The sequence below is a fragment of the Pseudomonas mandelii genome (assembly GCF_006438925.1).
Lineage (GTDB): Bacteria > Pseudomonadota > Gammaproteobacteria > Pseudomonadales > Pseudomonadaceae > Aquipseudomonas > Aquipseudomonas mandelii_C.
Genome location: NZ_RCZA01000017.1, coordinates 33,135 through 47,286, shown reverse-complemented (window position 1 = coordinate 47,286; position 14,152 = coordinate 33,135). Strand labels below are relative to the sequence as shown.

17 protein-coding genes are annotated in these 14,152 nt (G+C 60.4%); 5 read left to right on the top strand and 12 right to left on the bottom strand.

All coding sequences use genetic code 11. From position 1 onward, the window contains the following. Window positions 1–85 precede the first annotated feature (85 nt). The 6 genes from EAH74_RS29670 to EAH74_RS29645 form a co-directional block, all read right to left on the bottom strand. Window positions 86–754, bottom strand: coding sequence for an HAD-IA family hydrolase (locus EAH74_RS29670; RefSeq protein ID WP_140683675.1), 669 nt, complete (start codon window positions 752–754; stop codon window positions 86–88). A 112-nt stretch (window positions 755–866) separates the two neighbouring features. Further along, the gene (locus tag EAH74_RS29665) at window positions 867–1,079 is read right to left on the bottom strand and encodes a DUF1059 domain-containing protein (protein WP_008156959.1); all 213 of its coding nucleotides are present in this window, start codon (window positions 1,077–1,079) and stop codon (window positions 867–869) included. A gap of 175 nt (window positions 1,080–1,254) precedes the next feature. Beyond that, window positions 1,255–1,662 (bottom strand): response regulator, encoded by a 408-nt coding sequence (locus tag EAH74_RS29660; RefSeq protein ID WP_140683673.1) that lies wholly within the window; start codon window positions 1,660–1,662, stop codon window positions 1,255–1,257. 182 nt (window positions 1,663–1,844) lie between these two features. Further along, the gene (locus EAH74_RS29655; RefSeq protein ID WP_140683671.1) at window positions 1,845–2,141 is read right to left on the bottom strand and encodes a pentapeptide MXKDX repeat protein; all 297 of its coding nucleotides are present in this window, start codon (window positions 2,139–2,141) and stop codon (window positions 1,845–1,847) included. Window positions 2,142–2,212: 71 nt separating this feature from the next. Next, window positions 2,213–2,998, bottom strand: a complete 786-nt coding sequence (locus EAH74_RS29650; RefSeq protein ID WP_140683669.1) for a molybdopterin-dependent oxidoreductase — start codon at window positions 2,996–2,998, stop codon at window positions 2,213–2,215. Next, window positions 2,995–3,615, bottom strand: coding sequence for a cytochrome b/b6 domain-containing protein (locus tag EAH74_RS29645; protein WP_140683667.1), 621 nt, complete (start codon window positions 3,613–3,615; stop codon window positions 2,995–2,997). The genes EAH74_RS29650 and EAH74_RS29645 overlap by 4 nt, the downstream gene beginning before the upstream one ends. A gap of 284 nt (window positions 3,616–3,899) precedes the next feature. Between EAH74_RS29645 and EAH74_RS29640 the strand changes: the two genes are divergently transcribed. After that, window positions 3,900–4,838 (top strand): class I SAM-dependent methyltransferase, encoded by a 939-nt coding sequence (locus EAH74_RS29640; protein WP_140683665.1) that lies wholly within the window; start codon window positions 3,900–3,902, stop codon window positions 4,836–4,838. A 97-nt stretch (window positions 4,839–4,935) separates the two neighbouring features. On the opposite strand, the gene EAH74_RS29635 is transcribed toward EAH74_RS29640, so the two are convergent. Then, window positions 4,936–5,709, bottom strand: coding sequence for a helix-turn-helix transcriptional regulator (locus EAH74_RS29635; protein ID WP_140683663.1), 774 nt, complete (start codon window positions 5,707–5,709; stop codon window positions 4,936–4,938). A 111-nt stretch (window positions 5,710–5,820) separates the two neighbouring features. Here EAH74_RS29635 and EAH74_RS29630 point away from each other — a divergent pair, with 111 nt between their 5' ends. Further along, complete coding sequence (locus EAH74_RS29630) at window positions 5,821–6,924, top strand: extracellular solute-binding protein (RefSeq protein ID WP_140683661.1); 1,104 nt, start codon at window positions 5,821–5,823, stop codon at window positions 6,922–6,924. 204 nt (window positions 6,925–7,128) lie between these two features. Beyond that, on the top strand, window positions 7,129–8,256 hold the full coding sequence (locus EAH74_RS29625) for a P1 family peptidase (RefSeq protein ID WP_140683659.1): 1,128 nt from the start codon (window positions 7,129–7,131) through the stop codon (window positions 8,254–8,256). A gap of 253 nt (window positions 8,257–8,509) precedes the next feature. Here EAH74_RS29625 and EAH74_RS29620 read toward each other — a convergent pair whose 3' ends face one another. Both EAH74_RS29620 and EAH74_RS29615 read right to left on the bottom strand, forming a co-directional pair. After that, window positions 8,510–9,232: a GNAT family N-acetyltransferase gene (locus tag EAH74_RS29620; RefSeq protein ID WP_140683657.1), complete on the bottom strand. Its 723-nt coding sequence runs from the start codon at window positions 9,230–9,232 to the stop codon at window positions 8,510–8,512. A gap of 84 nt (window positions 9,233–9,316) precedes the next feature. Beyond that, a complete protein-coding gene (locus EAH74_RS29615; RefSeq protein ID WP_140683655.1) occupies window positions 9,317–9,886 on the bottom strand; it encodes a YceI family protein in 570 nt (189 codons plus the stop codon). A gap of 205 nt (window positions 9,887–10,091) precedes the next feature. Here EAH74_RS29615 and EAH74_RS29610 point away from each other — a divergent pair, with 205 nt between their 5' ends. Next, window positions 10,092–10,847: an SDR family oxidoreductase gene (locus EAH74_RS29610; protein ID WP_140683652.1), complete on the top strand. Its 756-nt coding sequence runs from the start codon at window positions 10,092–10,094 to the stop codon at window positions 10,845–10,847. A gap of 1 nt (window position 10,848) precedes the next feature. Here the strand turns inward: EAH74_RS29610 and EAH74_RS29605 are convergent, their stop codons facing one another. The 3 genes from EAH74_RS29605 to EAH74_RS29595 form a co-directional block, all read right to left on the bottom strand. Further along, on the bottom strand, window positions 10,849–11,532 hold the full coding sequence (locus EAH74_RS29605; protein ID WP_140683649.1) for a phosphoribosyltransferase: 684 nt from the start codon (window positions 11,530–11,532) through the stop codon (window positions 10,849–10,851). A 157-nt stretch (window positions 11,533–11,689) separates the two neighbouring features. Further along, the gene (locus EAH74_RS29600) at window positions 11,690–13,033 is read right to left on the bottom strand and encodes a HAMP domain-containing sensor histidine kinase (RefSeq protein WP_140683646.1); all 1,344 of its coding nucleotides are present in this window, start codon (window positions 13,031–13,033) and stop codon (window positions 11,690–11,692) included. After that, a complete protein-coding gene (locus EAH74_RS29595; RefSeq protein WP_046815239.1) occupies window positions 13,030–13,689 on the bottom strand; it encodes a response regulator transcription factor in 660 nt (219 codons plus the stop codon). The genes EAH74_RS29600 and EAH74_RS29595 overlap by 4 nt, the downstream gene beginning before the upstream one ends. 132 nt (window positions 13,690–13,821) lie before the next feature. Here EAH74_RS29595 and EAH74_RS29590 point away from each other — a divergent pair, with 132 nt between their 5' ends. Further along, a complete protein-coding gene (locus EAH74_RS29590; RefSeq protein ID WP_033060166.1) occupies window positions 13,822–14,145 on the top strand; it encodes a PepSY domain-containing protein in 324 nt (107 codons plus the stop codon). Window positions 14,146–14,152 lie beyond the last annotated feature (7 nt).

The window sequence follows — 14,152 nt, the reverse complement described above, 5'->3', positions numbered from 1 at the left end:
GGGAGCGACTGCTCGCGATGGGGGCCTGACATTCAACATTTATTTTGAATGACACTCCGCCATCGCGAGCAGGCTCGCTCCCACATTAGATCTTCGTTAGGCGGATGAGACCGTCGGCATCTGTGCGGGCCTCGACCGAGTTGTAGCTGGCTAATGTGGCATGCGGAGTCTGGAGCGGATGGTCGTGGGTCGCGGTCACCACGATCAGGCCCGCGCCCGCCGCCTCGGCCGCGAGAATGCCCACGGTGGCGTCTTCAAAAATCAGGCAATCGGCCGGTTCAACGCCCAATCGCTTGGCCGCCAGTCGATAGCCCGCGGGATCAGGTTTTCCGGCACTGACGTCTTCGGCAGTGACCATCACCAAAGGCTCTGGAATGCCCGCCGCGGCCATCCGCCGCAACGCCAATGCCTTCGGCGCCGAGGTGACGATCGCCCACTGATTGACGGGCAGCGACTTCAGGAAGTTCGCCGCGCCAGGCACCTCAATGATCCCCTCGACATCCTCGATTTCCGCCTCGGTAATGAACGCCGCTTCAGCCTCGGCATCTACCCCGGGCAACGCCAGACGATTGATGGTGTCGATGGCGCGAACGCCATGGATGGTGGGCAGGAATGAGTCAACATCGACGCCATGGCGCAAGGCCCAGGCCGCCCAGATCCGCTCGGCAGCGGCGATGGAATTGAGGACGGTACCGTCCATATCAAACAGAAAAGCGCGGTACGGGGTGTTGAAGACGGATTCTTGAGCAGACAAGGGGGAGCTTCCTCTCGCAAGTGCCAGGCGGGTTCGCCGAGCAATGTAGCATTTGCGAGGAGCTGCCGAACGCGACCCGCGCCTTCGGCAACTCCTGAAGAGGATCTCCTTGCTAAGCGGGACGCGGTGCTTCAACAGGCGGGGTGCCGTCGTGAAACATCGTCTTCAGTTGAGCGCGCAGTTCCGGTGAGTCGGTGTGCTTGTGAACACTGACCGCATGCTGTGCGGCGGCTTCGAGCAGTTCGTTTTCAGAGTCTGCGGACAGTGCGACCGAGCATTTGGCATCGCTTGGAAACTCGCGGCAGTCGATGTATTTACGCGCCATGATCTTCTCCTCCCTACGACGAAGGCAGGCTGAGGCCTGCGTGAACGATCACTCGACGCGCCACCCCAGACATCAAACACGACGAGTGTGCCGACTCTTGAAGTATAGGCCCACCACAAGGCACATTGTGGCAGGCTCGCAAACACTCCGAATGTCCCCGGAGCTGCCGCAGGTTCTACAGGGTACGTTTCGACTTCAAGGCACCTTCCACACAGTCCAGCAACTGCCCAAGCGCCCACGGTTTCTTGATGAACGAAACCGCATGCCTGACCCCGGCGCTTTCCGGTGTTTCAAAACCGGACATGATCATGATCGGTTTGTCCGGCCAGCGGTCGCCGAACTCGTTGGCCAGGTCCGCGCCATTGCGTTTGCCTGGCATGGTGATGTCCGTGAGCAACAGCACCACCTCGTTGGCGTGCTGTTCCAGATATTCCGATGCGGCGTCTGCGCTGACATGCGGTTCAACCACAAAGCCTTCCTCCTGAAGAATTTCGCAGAGAAACTCCAGGATCAGCGGGTCGTCCTCAACCACAAGAATCAACCCGCCAGGAAGGTGATCGCCTGCCGTCGATACTGGACACATGACTTTGCCGCTCCCTGATCGTATAAATGATTTCGCGGGCTCAAATCCGCTACCTATCAGGTATGAGCAGCGGACTTCGCGGAAATTCATTTTTGATGCAGTCGGGCGATGAATCAGGCGCCATACAGCGCTGTATGGGCGCCTGTAAACCAGTGTCTGGCCTCGAAAGAAGGGTGTGCGGATCAGTACGACGGAGCGTCTTTTTTCATGGTGTCCTTGGACATCGCATCCTTCTTCATTCCGTCCTTGCTCATGGCGTCCTTGGACATAGTGTCTTTCTTCATCGCGTCCTTGCTCATGGAATCCTTGGACATGGCGTCCTTTTTCATCGTGTCTTTGTGCATGGCGTCTTTAGACATTGAATCCTTGCTCATGCTGTCGTTGCTCATTCCGTTATTGGTTGTTGCATCGGCGGCAAACACGCCAGCGGCGCCAAACGCCAGGCACATGGACAGTACGGTGGTCGCTAACTTTTTCATGATGAAACTCCTTGAAGCACAGGTTGCGAATGAGCGCAGCGAGCACTGCGCAGTGAAGTAGCCAGGCGCCATCAGCTGCCACCGAACCAGTTGTAGCCCTGATCTTCCCAGTAGCCACCCGGATAGGTGTTGGTGACGAAAAGCGCCTGAATATGTTTGGGATTCTTGTAGCCCAGCTTGGTGGGCATGCGCAGCTTCATCGGGAAGCCGTACTGGCGAGGCAGCACCGCGCCGTCATAGGTCAGCGTCAGCAAGGTTTGCGAATGCAGCGCGGTGGCCATGTCGATGCTGGTGTAGTAGTCGTCCGCGCATTTGAAGCCGACATACTTGGCATCCGTGTCGGCACCGACCCGCTTCAGGAAGTCGCTGAACCGCACGCCGCCCCAGCGTCCGATCGCGCTCCAGCCTTCGACGCAGATGTGCCGGGTGATCTGTTCGGTCTGGGCCATGGCGCGCAGTTCTTCCAGGCGCCAGCTGCGCTTGTCGGCGACCATGCCGGTCACTTCCAGTCGGTAACTTTCTTCCTCCACCGTCGGCGCCTCGTCGATGCCGTAGAAGGCATTGAACGGAAACGGCCGGGTGATCATTGACTCGGGATAGGTTGGCGCCAGGGCATTGGGGTTGAACAACCAGCCCTGCACCCGATCGTTGAACCGGGACATGGAGGACAACGCGGTTTCGACGCTCTCGTTGTCGGTGAGGTTGCAGCCGGACAACATGGCCACGCCGCCGAGGGTCAGGCCGCGCATCAGGAACGAGCGTCGTGAGCGGTCCTCGATCTGTGGTGCAAGGATCTTTCTGGCGTCTGTCAGGATGGACGACTCGTCCAGCCCTGAGCCTTGAATGCGCTTTTTCATACGACCTCCTTGCGACCGACAATCATGGCCCACAACGTTTTGGGAACCAGCGCGACCATCACCAGATGAACCGCGACAAAGGCCACCAACAGCGACATCGCGATGAAGTGCACGTGCCGCGCGCCTTCGTAACCACCCAGCAGTTCACGCAACAGCGGAAACTGGACGGACTTCCACAACACCAGCCCGGACATCACCAGCAGCGTGATGTCGACCATCACGAACAGGTACGCCACCCGTTGCACCTGGTTGTAATGACTCAGATCGGCATGCCCCAATCGGCCCCGCAGTGCCGCCCACAGGTCATGCAAAACCCCTTTGGGTGAAACCGGGAAAAAGCGCCGTTTCAGACGACCACTGACGAGGTTGATGATCAGGTAGACAAGACCGTTGACGGCCAGAAACCACATCGCCGCGAAATGCCATTGCAACGCGCCACCGAGCCAGCCACCCAAAGTGATCGTTTTGGGAAAACTGAAATCGTAAAGCGGGGAAGCGTTATAGATTCGCCAACCGCTGGTCACCATGACCAATACCGCCAGGGCGTTCAGCCAATGGGTCAGCCGTAGCCAGCGGGGATGGCTGCTGACGGCGGGTGAAGCAGGTAACTGCGACATGATGGGCTCCCGGCGGTTGATCGTTGGAGCCGAGTATGCGAGCCGACAGATCGCCAAATCCTCACGTAAAGTTAAATTAATCGTGATAACTCCCCCCCCATATAACCTGTGGGAGCGAGACTGCTCGCGATGGCGGTGGGTCAGTCAACATGTATGTTGAATCTAATGCCGCCATCGTCGGAACGCCGCCCGGAGCCGGCTCGCTCCCACAGTTTTTTTGCGTGGTCCGCCCTTGGCTCAATTGTGGTTAAAATGCCGCCCCAACAAATTGCTGGCCCTGCCCGATGAACGCTGACGCTCTCTCCACCCTCCACGACCATCTGCTGACAGCACTGGCCACTGCCCCCGCCGAAACCCGTCGGCTGTTCCACGGCCGTGGCCGGTGCTGGCCGGGGCTGGAGCAATTGACGGTCGACTGGTTGCAGGGCGTGGTGCTGGTGTCGCTGTTCAAGGAACCCGAAGCGTCGCAGCTGGAAGCGTTGAAACAGACGCTGATGGGCCTCACGCAATCGCCTGCATGGACGCAATCCGGCGCGCAGACACTCTTGCTGCAACATCGCTACCTGCTGCAAAGCACCACCGAGTGGCTATTGGGGGACGCGATCGACGAGATGACGATCACTGAGGGCGGCCTGCATTACCGGGTGGACCTGGGCCGCAAGCAGAACACGGGCCTGTTCCTCGACATGCGTTACGGCCGCGACTGGGTGCGGGCCAATGCCCAAGGCAAGCGTGTGCTGAATCTGTTCGCCTACACCTGCGGATTCTCGGTAGCGGCCATCGAAGGGGGTGCGACGCACGTGGTCAATCTGGACATGTCCAGCCCGGCCCTGAGCCGTGGTCGCGATAATCACCGGCTCAACGGCCACGACCTGAGCAAGGTGACGTTCCTCGGTCATGACCTGTTCAAATCCTGGGGCAAGGTGATCGGCAAGGGCCCTTACGACCTGGTGATCATCGACCCACCGTCCTTTCAGAAAGGCAGTTTTCTGCTGACCAAGGACTACCAGCGCGTGCTGCGCCGACTGCCGGAATTGCTCAGCCCCCAGGGCACGGTGCTGGCGTGCATGAACGATCCGGCGTTCGGTGCGGACTTCCTCATCGACGGCGTCACCCGCGAAGCACCGAGCCTGCGTTTCGAGCAACGGCTGGACAATCCGCCGGAGTTTCCCGATGCCGATGTTGAATGCGGGTTGAAGGCGTTGGTGTTCAGGCTGGGTTAGCTGAAGATCAAAAGATCGCAGGCTTCGCCAGCTCCTACAGGGTGTACGCCATCCCAACGTAGGAGCTGGCGAAGCCTGCGATCTTTTGATGTTGATCTCAGCGCGGCTGCAACACCAAAGCAAACAACTCACCATGCCCATTCACATTGAGCTTGTGATAGAGATTGCGCCGGTGCACCTTCACCGTCTCCGGGGAAATGCCCATCTGCTGGGCGATGGCCTTGCTTGAGAAGCCCTGAAGAATCAGGCGCGCCGTTTCGATTTCCCGCACTGACAGACGCGCGTCGAAGCGATCCAGCAGGGTCGCCAGATCCCCGGCCACCGCCTCGGTTGCCGGTCCTTCCGGCGGCATCAATTGCAGGTGACGGCGCATCGCCGCCAGTATCCAATCGCGCACGCAAAGCAGACGACCCTGTTCCTCAAGCGTGAATCGCGTCGAGCGTCCCAACGACAAACCGAGCACGGCGCCCTCGACGTTGACCATGAACTGCAACTCGTCACCGCCCACCACGGTGCGGAAGTAGCTCAGGTAGTACTCGCTCTGCTGGAACTGGTCGGGGGCCACCGATTCGAGGCTGTGCAAGCCGTCGGCGATGCCCGCACAAGCGGCCTGATAAAACGGGTCGAGCAAGTACATGCCAGCGCTGTAATCGGCCAGTTCTTCTTGCTCGGCAGCACCGCCCTTTGAGTCGAAGTCGATCAGCAGACGCGGCACCCGCCCGGCCCGCATTACCGCGACCAACGCGTTGTCCATCGGCACCAGCAGCCGCAGAGTGTCGACCAGCGCACGCCAGAATCCGTCCTGCCCCAAGGCACCAAATACCCGCGCCAGCCCTTGGTGCATCGGTAACTCTTTCAACAACGCGTCCACGCCCTACCCCTTTCGAGTAACCCATGATGGGAATGGGTGAGTCCACTCCCGATCGATACGCTGCAAGCACCTGATCATCACCGGCCTGCAGCAGGCCAGGAGTGCCGCATCATGAGTCGTCATCGCTCGTATATCAATCTTGGACTGGGCGCCTGCTTGTCGGTCTCGCTATCGGCGGTTGCCGCCGACGGCCCGACGGTTCACGTGTACAACTGGTACGACTACATTGGTCCCACGACCCTGCAGGATTTCAAGCGTGACACCGGAATTGCACCGGTTTACGACACCTTCGACAGTGCCGAAGTACTGGAGGGCAAATTGCTCACCAGCCGCAGCGGATACGACGTGGTGGTGGCCAGCAACTTCAGCTTGCCGACCCTGATCAAGGCCGGTGCCCTTGCGCCTCTGCCCCACGCGCAGATGCCGGACTTCAAAAACATGGACGCCGACCTGTTGGCAAAACTGGCCAACAACGACCCGGGCAACCAGTACGCCGTGCCATATCTGTGGGGCACCAATGGCATCGGCTACAACATCGACAAGGTCCGCGCCGCGCTGGGTGACAAGGCGCCGGTGGATTCCTGGGACCTGGTGTTCAACGAAGAAAACCTGGCCAAACTCGGCCAGTGCGGCGTGGCCATGCTCGACTCGCCGGCCGAGATGCTGCCGGTCGCCCTGCACTACCTCGGCCTGCCACCCAACAGCACCAACCCCGAGGACTACAAAAAGGCCGAAGCACTGCTGCTCAAGCTGCGTCCGCACATTGCCTACTTCAACTCGTCCAAGTTCATCAGCGACCTGGCCAACGGCAACATCTGCGTGGCGGTGGGTTGGTCCGGCGCGATGCTGGAAGCCAAGAACACTGCCCAGCAGGCGAACAACGGCGTGAAGATCGCCTACAGCCTGCCGAAAGAAGGCGCGCCGGTGTGGTTCGACACACTGGTGTTGCTCAAGGACGCGCCGCACCCGGAACAGGGTTTGGCCTTTATCGACTACCTGATGCGCCCCGAAGTCATCGCCCCCGTCAGCGACCACCTGTCCTACCCCAACGGCAACCGCAGCGCGACACCGCTGGTGGCCGAAGCGACCCGCAACAACCCTGCCGTGTATCCGTCCGCCGAAGCCATGGCCACGTTATTCACCCTCCAACCCCTGCCGCCCGCCACCGAGCGCGTGCGCACGCGGATCTGGAGCAAAGTCAAAAACGGTCAGTGAACCCGATGGGATCTGTAGCAGCTGGCGAAGCCTGCGTTCGGCTGCGAAGCAGGCGTAAATCAGGTTAACGCGATCCCCCTGAAGCACCGCGTACTCAGATTTACGACTGCTGCGCAGCCGAACGCAGCCTCGCAAGCTCGACAGCTGCTACAGGGATTGCGTTAGCCAATAATTTTTTTGAATGAATTGAAGATGAGAGAAACGATGAAACCACGTGCCCGCGACCTGAACATCCAGTTCGGCCAACTGCAACCCGGCCCGCTCAACGCCATCACCGATGTGCCCGGCGTACGGGTCGGCCACAGCAATGTGCGAGGACGCACCGCCAACGGCCGCGACATTCTGACCGGCGTCACTGTGATCGAACCGCGTGCCGGTTCCACCAGCCTGCAACCGTGCTTTGCCGGCGTCCATGTGCTCAATGGCAATGGCGACGCCACGGGTCTGGAGTGGATTCGCGAGGCCGGCCTGCTGACCAGCCCGATCGCCTTCACCAACACCCACAGCCTGGGCGTGGTGCGCGATGCGCTGGTTGTGCTGGACCGTGAACAGCAACCCGATGACGGGCGACTCTACTGGAACATGCCGGTGGTGCTGGAGACCTTCGACGGTCTGCTCAACGACATCAACGGTTTCCACGTGAAGGTCGAACATGTGGCCGAAGCCCTGCGCACGGCGGTGGGTGGTCCGGTGATCGAAGGCGCCGTCGGCGGCGGCAGCGGCATGATCTGCCACGAATTCAAGGGCGGGATCGGCACCGCTTCGCGACGTCTGAACAGTGCTCAGGGCGGCTGGACCGTCGGCGCCATCGTCCAGGCCAACCATGGCATCCGCAACGAACTGCGCGTCGACGGTTACCCGGTCGGGCGCTATATGGAACAGGCCGACTCACCGTTCCTCAAGGCGTCCTTGCCGCATCCGGGCATGGGCTCGATTGTCGTCTGCCTGGCCACCGATGCACCGTTGCTGCCACACCAGTGCACGCGCCTCGCGCAGCGCGCCAGCCTCGGCCTGGCCCGCACCGGCGGCGGCAATGAAGACCACAGCGGTGACATCTTCATCGCCTTCGCCACCGGCAACGATGTGCCTCCCGCCGCTTACGAGAGCAAGCGTGCGCCGACCACCGACAACCTGAGCATGGTCAACAACGACCACATCAGCGAGTTGTTCCTGGCCGCCACCGAAGCGGTGGAGGAAGCGATCATCAATGCCTTGCTGGCCTCCGACACCGCCGAAGGCAACGGGCATGCGGTGCCGGGACTGGACGCCGGGACGCTGCTCAACGCCTTGCGTCGGGCGGGTTGGCCAGGGGATTCGACTAGCGGTACTTGAGTGCCAGCCCCCAACTTTCTACGATAATTCTACGCAGCCGCTTGTTTGCTCAAGCCGTTGCGTAAGTGGTGAGTGAAATGAACCACTACCAAGCTCACCACTTGTTTCATGCGCATCTTGAGCCTCGAGGGCTCTACTTCCTCCCCATCAAAGAGCTTTGAGGCTCTTTTTTTATCTGCACGAAATCCAGACACAAAAAAGCCCTTGGCGCGTTGTCCGCACCAAGGGCTTTTTTTGCGTTGAGTCGAAGCGACTAGACCAACCGCAGCCGAGGGGAAGGAACTGGCACCGCACCTTCACCGAGTCGCTCCCGCACAAACTCACTCGCCTTGCGCGTCATCTGGTCCAGGTGTCGGTCACGCTGTTTTTCCGCATCGAGCATGGCCCGCTTGCCGTGTTTTTGCAGCAGGTACGTATGAATCTGTCGCACCTCGAGCGAGCTGTAGATCGATGCCACGTCCAGCACGGCCATCAAGCCATCGGTGCTGTGGTCACGGGTGTTCATCAGCACTTGAGTAGCGCGCACGCCCAGCACCTGAAACCCCATTGCCTCAAAATACGGAACCTTGGCCACCGCGCACGTCAGCTCGGCATGTGGGTAGCGGCCGACCATTTCCTGCAGCATCCGCCGGGCAATACCTTGGCGTCGATGGCTGGCACTCACCGCCATATACGCGACACCGCATGCATCGGGATCGTCCTTGACCGGCAGGTACAGCAAGAAGCCGACGACCTTCTCGGGGTCGTCTTCGTCGGTCGCGACGAGCAACTCCACCGCAATCCCTTTCGCCCTGTTCAACGCCTCCAGATAGAGGTGAACCTCGTAGCCGATCGCGTACTGGTACACGTTGTACAACAGGTTGCTTGGCGCGATAGCGACCATGCTGATGTCGGTCAGGTAATCGACCACCATCTGCAGGATCTGGCTATTGATGTGCTCGGGGCACGGGGTTTTGAAATGGGTGATCTGGGGCATTCGTGGCTCTGATTCCGGGGCGGACGTGAAGGGTATGTTCGCGGGCGTGCCTATCATAACCGACGCCATGCGCGCCTGACCGAGTTACCGCTGCGGCGCAACCATCCGAAACCGGATATTGATCTTGTCGGAGACGACACCGTCGGCCCATTCACCTTCACCGATTTTGAAGTCGCTGCGCTTGAGCGTTAACTGGCCATCGAAAATCCCGATGGCATTCACGGACTTCAGGAGGACCGGTACCTCCACTACGTGCGTGATCCCCCTGAGCGTGAGCTTGCCGGTGATCGAGTAACGGTTGTTGCCCAGTACTTTCACGCCGGTCGACACAAACGTCGCCACTGGATACGTTGCCGTGTCGAACCAGGCTGGTTTTTTCAGTTCGCTGTTGGCGTCGCTGCTTCCGGCATCGATGCTGTCGAGCTGGATGGTGAGCGCGGCGTGGGCTGCTGACGGCTTCGCCGTGTCGAAATCAAGCGTGGCCTCGAACTTGCCGAACGTGCCGTATACCTGCGAGGAGAACTGTTTATACGTGAAGGAGATCGTGCTGGCGGTTTCATTGACCTGCGTGTATTCGGCCGCCTGGACGCAAGGCAACGCGGCGAATGCAAGGGCGGCCACCAGCACGTAGCAGGTCGGGAATCGATGTTTCATGGGATTCTCCGGTCGGGCTCCCGTCTTGAGCTGAGGCGCTGCACACGTGAACCGGCGATAGGTGGACTAAAGCAAACAAACGCCGTTAATTCCACCTGCCGCTCAGACTTCCGACCACCTGTCGGCCCACGCCAATGGCCTTCCGATATGGCCGCTGCCAGGGTGTTTAATTATTGTCCCAACTCACCGCATCGGGAGACCGGCCATGAAATTCGTCATCATCGGAGGAAGCGGGCTGATCGGCAGCAAAGTCTGCAAGAACCTCCAGGATCTGGGGCATGAAGTCATATCAGCGTCACCGAGTTCCGGCATCAACGTCATCACCGGCGAAGGCCTGGCGGACGCGCTCAAGGGCGCCGACGTGGTGGTCGACGTGGCCAACTCCCCCTCATTCGAGGATCACGCGGCGTTGCATTTCTTTGAGACCGCCGGGCATAACCTGTTCGCTGCCGAGAAGGTAGCCGGCACCAAACACCATGTCACCCTGTCCGTCGTGGGCACCGAACGGATGCTCGACAGTGGTTACTTCCGGGCCAAAATGGCCCAGGAAAAACTCATCAAGGCCTCGGGCATTCCCTACACCATCTTGCGGGCCACGCAGTTCTTCGAGTTCATTGGTGCCATTGCTTACTCGGGTCGCGAGGACGGCAACACCATCCATTTAACGTCCGCAGCCCTGCAACCGGTGGCCTCGGTCGATGTCGCGGCCGCACTGACGGCTATCGCTCAAAAAGCGCCGATCAATCAGACCGTGGAAGTGGCCGGGCCGGATCGCCGACCCATTGTCGAGTTCGTGAGTGAGTACCTGAAACACACCAAGGACCCGCGCGAAGCCGTTTCGGATGACACGGTTCCTTACTTCGGCGCATCGATCAATGACAAGTCCCTCACGCCAGGCGATAGCCCCATTGTCGGAGCGACCCGGTTTCAAGACTGGCTGAACACGTCGCATCCCTCTTGAGTCACCAGTGCTGAGCGGCGCTGGACTCCCGCAGCCAGGCCCGCTGCAACAGCTTGATGACCTCGGCATCCGAGGTCTGGGTAAAGTCCATGTACCAACGGCTGATCGACATCATCCAGTCGGGAATGAGCGGGCATATCAACTCATCCACCTCGCTGCGCAGCGCCTCCGCGGTCTCAATCGGCGCCACCGGCACGGCGACGACGATGCGAGACGGCGCGTGCGCACGCACCGCGTGGATCGCCGCCATCATCGAGGCGCCTGTCGCCAGGCCGTCGTCGATCAGGATCACCACCTGATCCTTGAGTTGCACAGGCGCGCGCGTTCCCCGGTAAATCTGCTCGCGGCGTAGCAGCTCGCGGGTTTCCCGTGCGACCACGTCATCGAACGTGGCCGGGTCAATCGGGTGAACCCGCAGCGCATGTTCATTGAGGATTTGTATGCCGCCGCTGGCGATGGCGCCCATGGCGAACTCTTGATGAGAGGGAACGCCCAACTTGCGGACCAGCATCAGGTCCAGACGAACGTCCAGGGCCGTGGCCACTTCATAGGCCACCGGCACACCGCCTCGGGGCAAGGCAAGGACGATGACATCGGGTCGATGCGCGTATTTGAGTAACGGCTCCACCAGACGTCGACCGGCGGCGGCCCGGTCCTGCAGGAGGGTGGGCGATGAGGGACTCATTTGAAAACCTCCTCAGGCGATCACGCCTGTCGGTTCGCATCACACGCTCACTCAGGATTGTCGGTCTGATGTTGGCTGACATCAAGCGTAGCCATAACGCTCCAGCCCTTTATCGAGACTCCGGACAGCAAGTTAACGTCAATATCTGGCACCGCCCTCAGCCTTCGACCGTCGACGCGAGCGCAAACCAGACGCAGACTTCGAATCCATCCGTTCGACCTGTCGCCGGCGATACCAGCCGTATTTTCGCGTTGACGCCCTGCACAATGGTTTTGGCAATCGCCAACCCCAACCCTGAACCACTGGTTTCACTGTTGCCCCGCACAAAGCGCTCGGTGAGCCGCTGCAACACCGGCTCGGGCACCGGCGGGCCACCATTGACCACCCGCAGCAGCGCCTGGTCGGTAAGGCTGACCTCGACCGGTTGATCCGCGGCGCCATACTTGAGCGCGTTCTCGATCAGGTTGCGCAACAGGATGGCGAAAGCATCCGGATCAATCGTCGAGTACACGCTCGTCTGGGTTGGCAGGTGCAACTCGATCCGGTGCCCACTGTTGTGGTTCCACTCATCGACCACATGGGCCAACAACGGAATGAGGTCCTCGGGCGTTTCGGACAACAGCCCTCCCCCCTCGGCCTTGGCCAGCTGCATGAGTTTTTCCGAGAGCCGCGTCAGTTCGCGCAACGAGGTTTCGATTTTAGCCGCGCGTAACCGCAACGGGCCTTCAGGCGCTTCGTGATGCAAACGCTGGATCTGCGCCAGGGTCGCGGCCAGCGGCGTGCGCAGTTCATGGGCGCTGTTGGCAGTAAAGCTGCGCTCGGTCTCCAAGGCCTTGCGCAAGCGCTCCAGCAGATGATTGACCGCCTCGGCCAACGGGGCGATTTCCGCCGGCAGTCGCGCCACGTGGATCGGCGACAGATCGCCCACGCCGCGAGCCTCCACGGCACGACGATAGGCCAATACACTGCGCAGGCTGATGCGCACAAACATCCAGGTGCCAAACAGGCTGATGGGAATCAGCGCCAATAACGGCAACAACAAGGCAAGCAACGCTTCCCGCGCGGCTTCACGGCGATGTTCCAGAGGTTCGGCGATTTCGATAAACACCGTCTCACGCAGCGCACTGGCGCCGTACAGACGGTATTTTTTAGTGGTTGAAAAGCCTTCGGCCGGTTGTTGGTTGAAGATCTTCGGGTTGGCGTCGTGGGACTGCATCAGGATCTCGCCCTTGGCATCGCGCACCAGATACGTCAGGTATTCCTTGTGCATTTTCAGGGTGGCGACATGTTGTGCCTCACTGGGGTTTTCCCGGTTGCTGATTTCCAGCACGGCCAGGGGCAGGATGCGCTGCGCGGTCTCTTCCAGCGCGCTGTCGAACGCCTCGTTCAATTCATGTTGCACCACCAGCCAGGCGCCGACGGTCGCCGCCAGCCAAAGTAAGGTCGTGCCCAACGTCAATCCCAGGCCGAGACGTTTTTGCAGGCTTGACGACGGCTTCATGCGGACATCAACCGATAGCCCATGCCGCGCACGGTTTCAATCAGGTCGCGCCCGAGTTTTTTACGCAGACGGCTGATATAGACCTCGATGGTATTGCTCTCGATTTCGGCGCCGAAGGCATACAGCCGTTCTTCTAGCTGCGACTTGGACAGCAGCGCGCTGGGGCGCTGCACAAACGCCTCGAACAGCGCCCATTCCCGCGCCGTGAGGTCCACCGTCGCACCGGCCCGCTGCACCGTACGGGCACTCATGTCGACCTGCAAATCACCGAGCTTGATCTGCGGATTGGGGTTGCCGCTATAACGCCGGGCCACCGCCGCCACACGGGCCGAGAGTTCAAACAGGTCGAACGGTTTGACCAGGTAGTCGTCGGCGCCCGCGTTGAGGCCAGCGATACGATCGGAAATCTGATCCTGGGCGGTCAGGATAATCACCGGGGTCACATCCCCTGCCGAGCGTTGCTGACGCAAAAAATCCAGTCCGCGACCGTCCGGGAGCATCAGGTCCAGCAGGATCAGGTCGTAAGGCGTGGTGCGCACGCTGTTGCGCGCATGGTCCAGGCGCTGCACCCAATCGACTGCGTGGCCGTCATCGGCGATCTGTTCGCGCACCGCCTCTCCCAACCCTGGTGCGTCCTCGACCAATAAAACCCGCATCTGGCACCTCCTGTGATGGTTGTCATGCAGCACCTTAATCGCCTTACCTGACGTGAATCTGAAGATTCAGCTGGTTGTCAGGAATGCACCTTAGGGTATGCCACAGACGCCGACCTCGGCAGGAGACAGATCATGAAATCAGGTTTTATTGCCAATGCCGCGCTGTTGAGCCTGCTGCTCAGCGGTTACGCCCTAGCCGATGACGACTGCAGTGACCCGGTGAGCGACTGGCAACCGCGCGAAACCTTGCGTCAGCAAGTCGAGCGGCAGTACGGCTGGAGCGTGCAGCGCATCAAGGTCGACGACGGTTGTTACGAGCTCAAGGGGTTGGACCGCAAAGGCAATGCCATCGAAGCCAGCTACTCACCGGCATCGCTGCGCCTGCACACACTCGAGATCCATTTCCGGGACGACGGCGATGCCAGGGACTACCTCGGCAGCCCGCTCACCGAATGACGCCTCA

Coding starts and splice junctions, on each gene's coding strand:
- EAH74_RS29615 (WP_140683655.1), bottom strand. CDS start 9,886: ATGAAACATCGATTCCCGACCTGCTACGTGCTGGTGGCCGCCCTTGCA.
- EAH74_RS29630 (WP_140683661.1), top strand. CDS start 5,821: ATGAGTCGTCATCGCTCGTATATCAATCTTGGACTGGGCGCCTGCTTG.
- EAH74_RS29605 (WP_140683649.1), bottom strand. CDS start 11,532: ATGAGTCCCTCATCGCCCACCCTCCTGCAGGACCGGGCCGCCGCCGGT.
- EAH74_RS29600 (WP_140683646.1), bottom strand. CDS start 13,033: ATGAAGCCGTCGTCAAGCCTGCAAAAACGTCTCGGCCTGGGATTGACG.
- EAH74_RS29620 (WP_140683657.1), bottom strand. CDS start 9,232: ATGCCCCAGATCACCCATTTCAAAACCCCGTGCCCCGAGCACATCAAT.
- EAH74_RS29625 (WP_140683659.1), top strand. CDS start 7,129: ATGAAACCACGTGCCCGCGACCTGAACATCCAGTTCGGCCAACTGCAA.
- EAH74_RS29650 (WP_140683669.1), bottom strand. CDS start 2,998: ATGAAAAAGCGCATTCAAGGCTCAGGGCTGGACGAGTCGTCCATCCTG.
- EAH74_RS29590 (WP_033060166.1), top strand. CDS start 13,822: ATGAAATCAGGTTTTATTGCCAATGCCGCGCTGTTGAGCCTGCTGCTC.
- EAH74_RS29610 (WP_140683652.1), top strand. CDS start 10,092: ATGAAATTCGTCATCATCGGAGGAAGCGGGCTGATCGGCAGCAAAGTC.
- EAH74_RS29665 (WP_008156959.1), bottom strand. CDS start 1,079: ATGGCGCGTAAATACATCGACTGCCGCGAGTTTCCAAGCGATGCCAAA.
- EAH74_RS29640 (WP_140683665.1), top strand. CDS start 3,900: ATGAACGCTGACGCTCTCTCCACCCTCCACGACCATCTGCTGACAGCA.
- EAH74_RS29595 (WP_046815239.1), bottom strand. CDS start 13,689: ATGCGGGTTTTATTGGTCGAGGACGCACCAGGGTTGGGAGAGGCGGTG.
- EAH74_RS29645 (WP_140683667.1), bottom strand. CDS start 3,615: ATGTCGCAGTTACCTGCTTCACCCGCCGTCAGCAGCCATCCCCGCTGG.
- EAH74_RS29655 (WP_140683671.1), bottom strand. CDS start 2,141: ATGAAAAAGTTAGCGACCACCGTACTGTCCATGTGCCTGGCGTTTGGC.
- EAH74_RS29660 (WP_140683673.1), bottom strand. CDS start 1,662: ATGTGTCCAGTATCGACGGCAGGCGATCACCTTCCTGGCGGGTTGATT.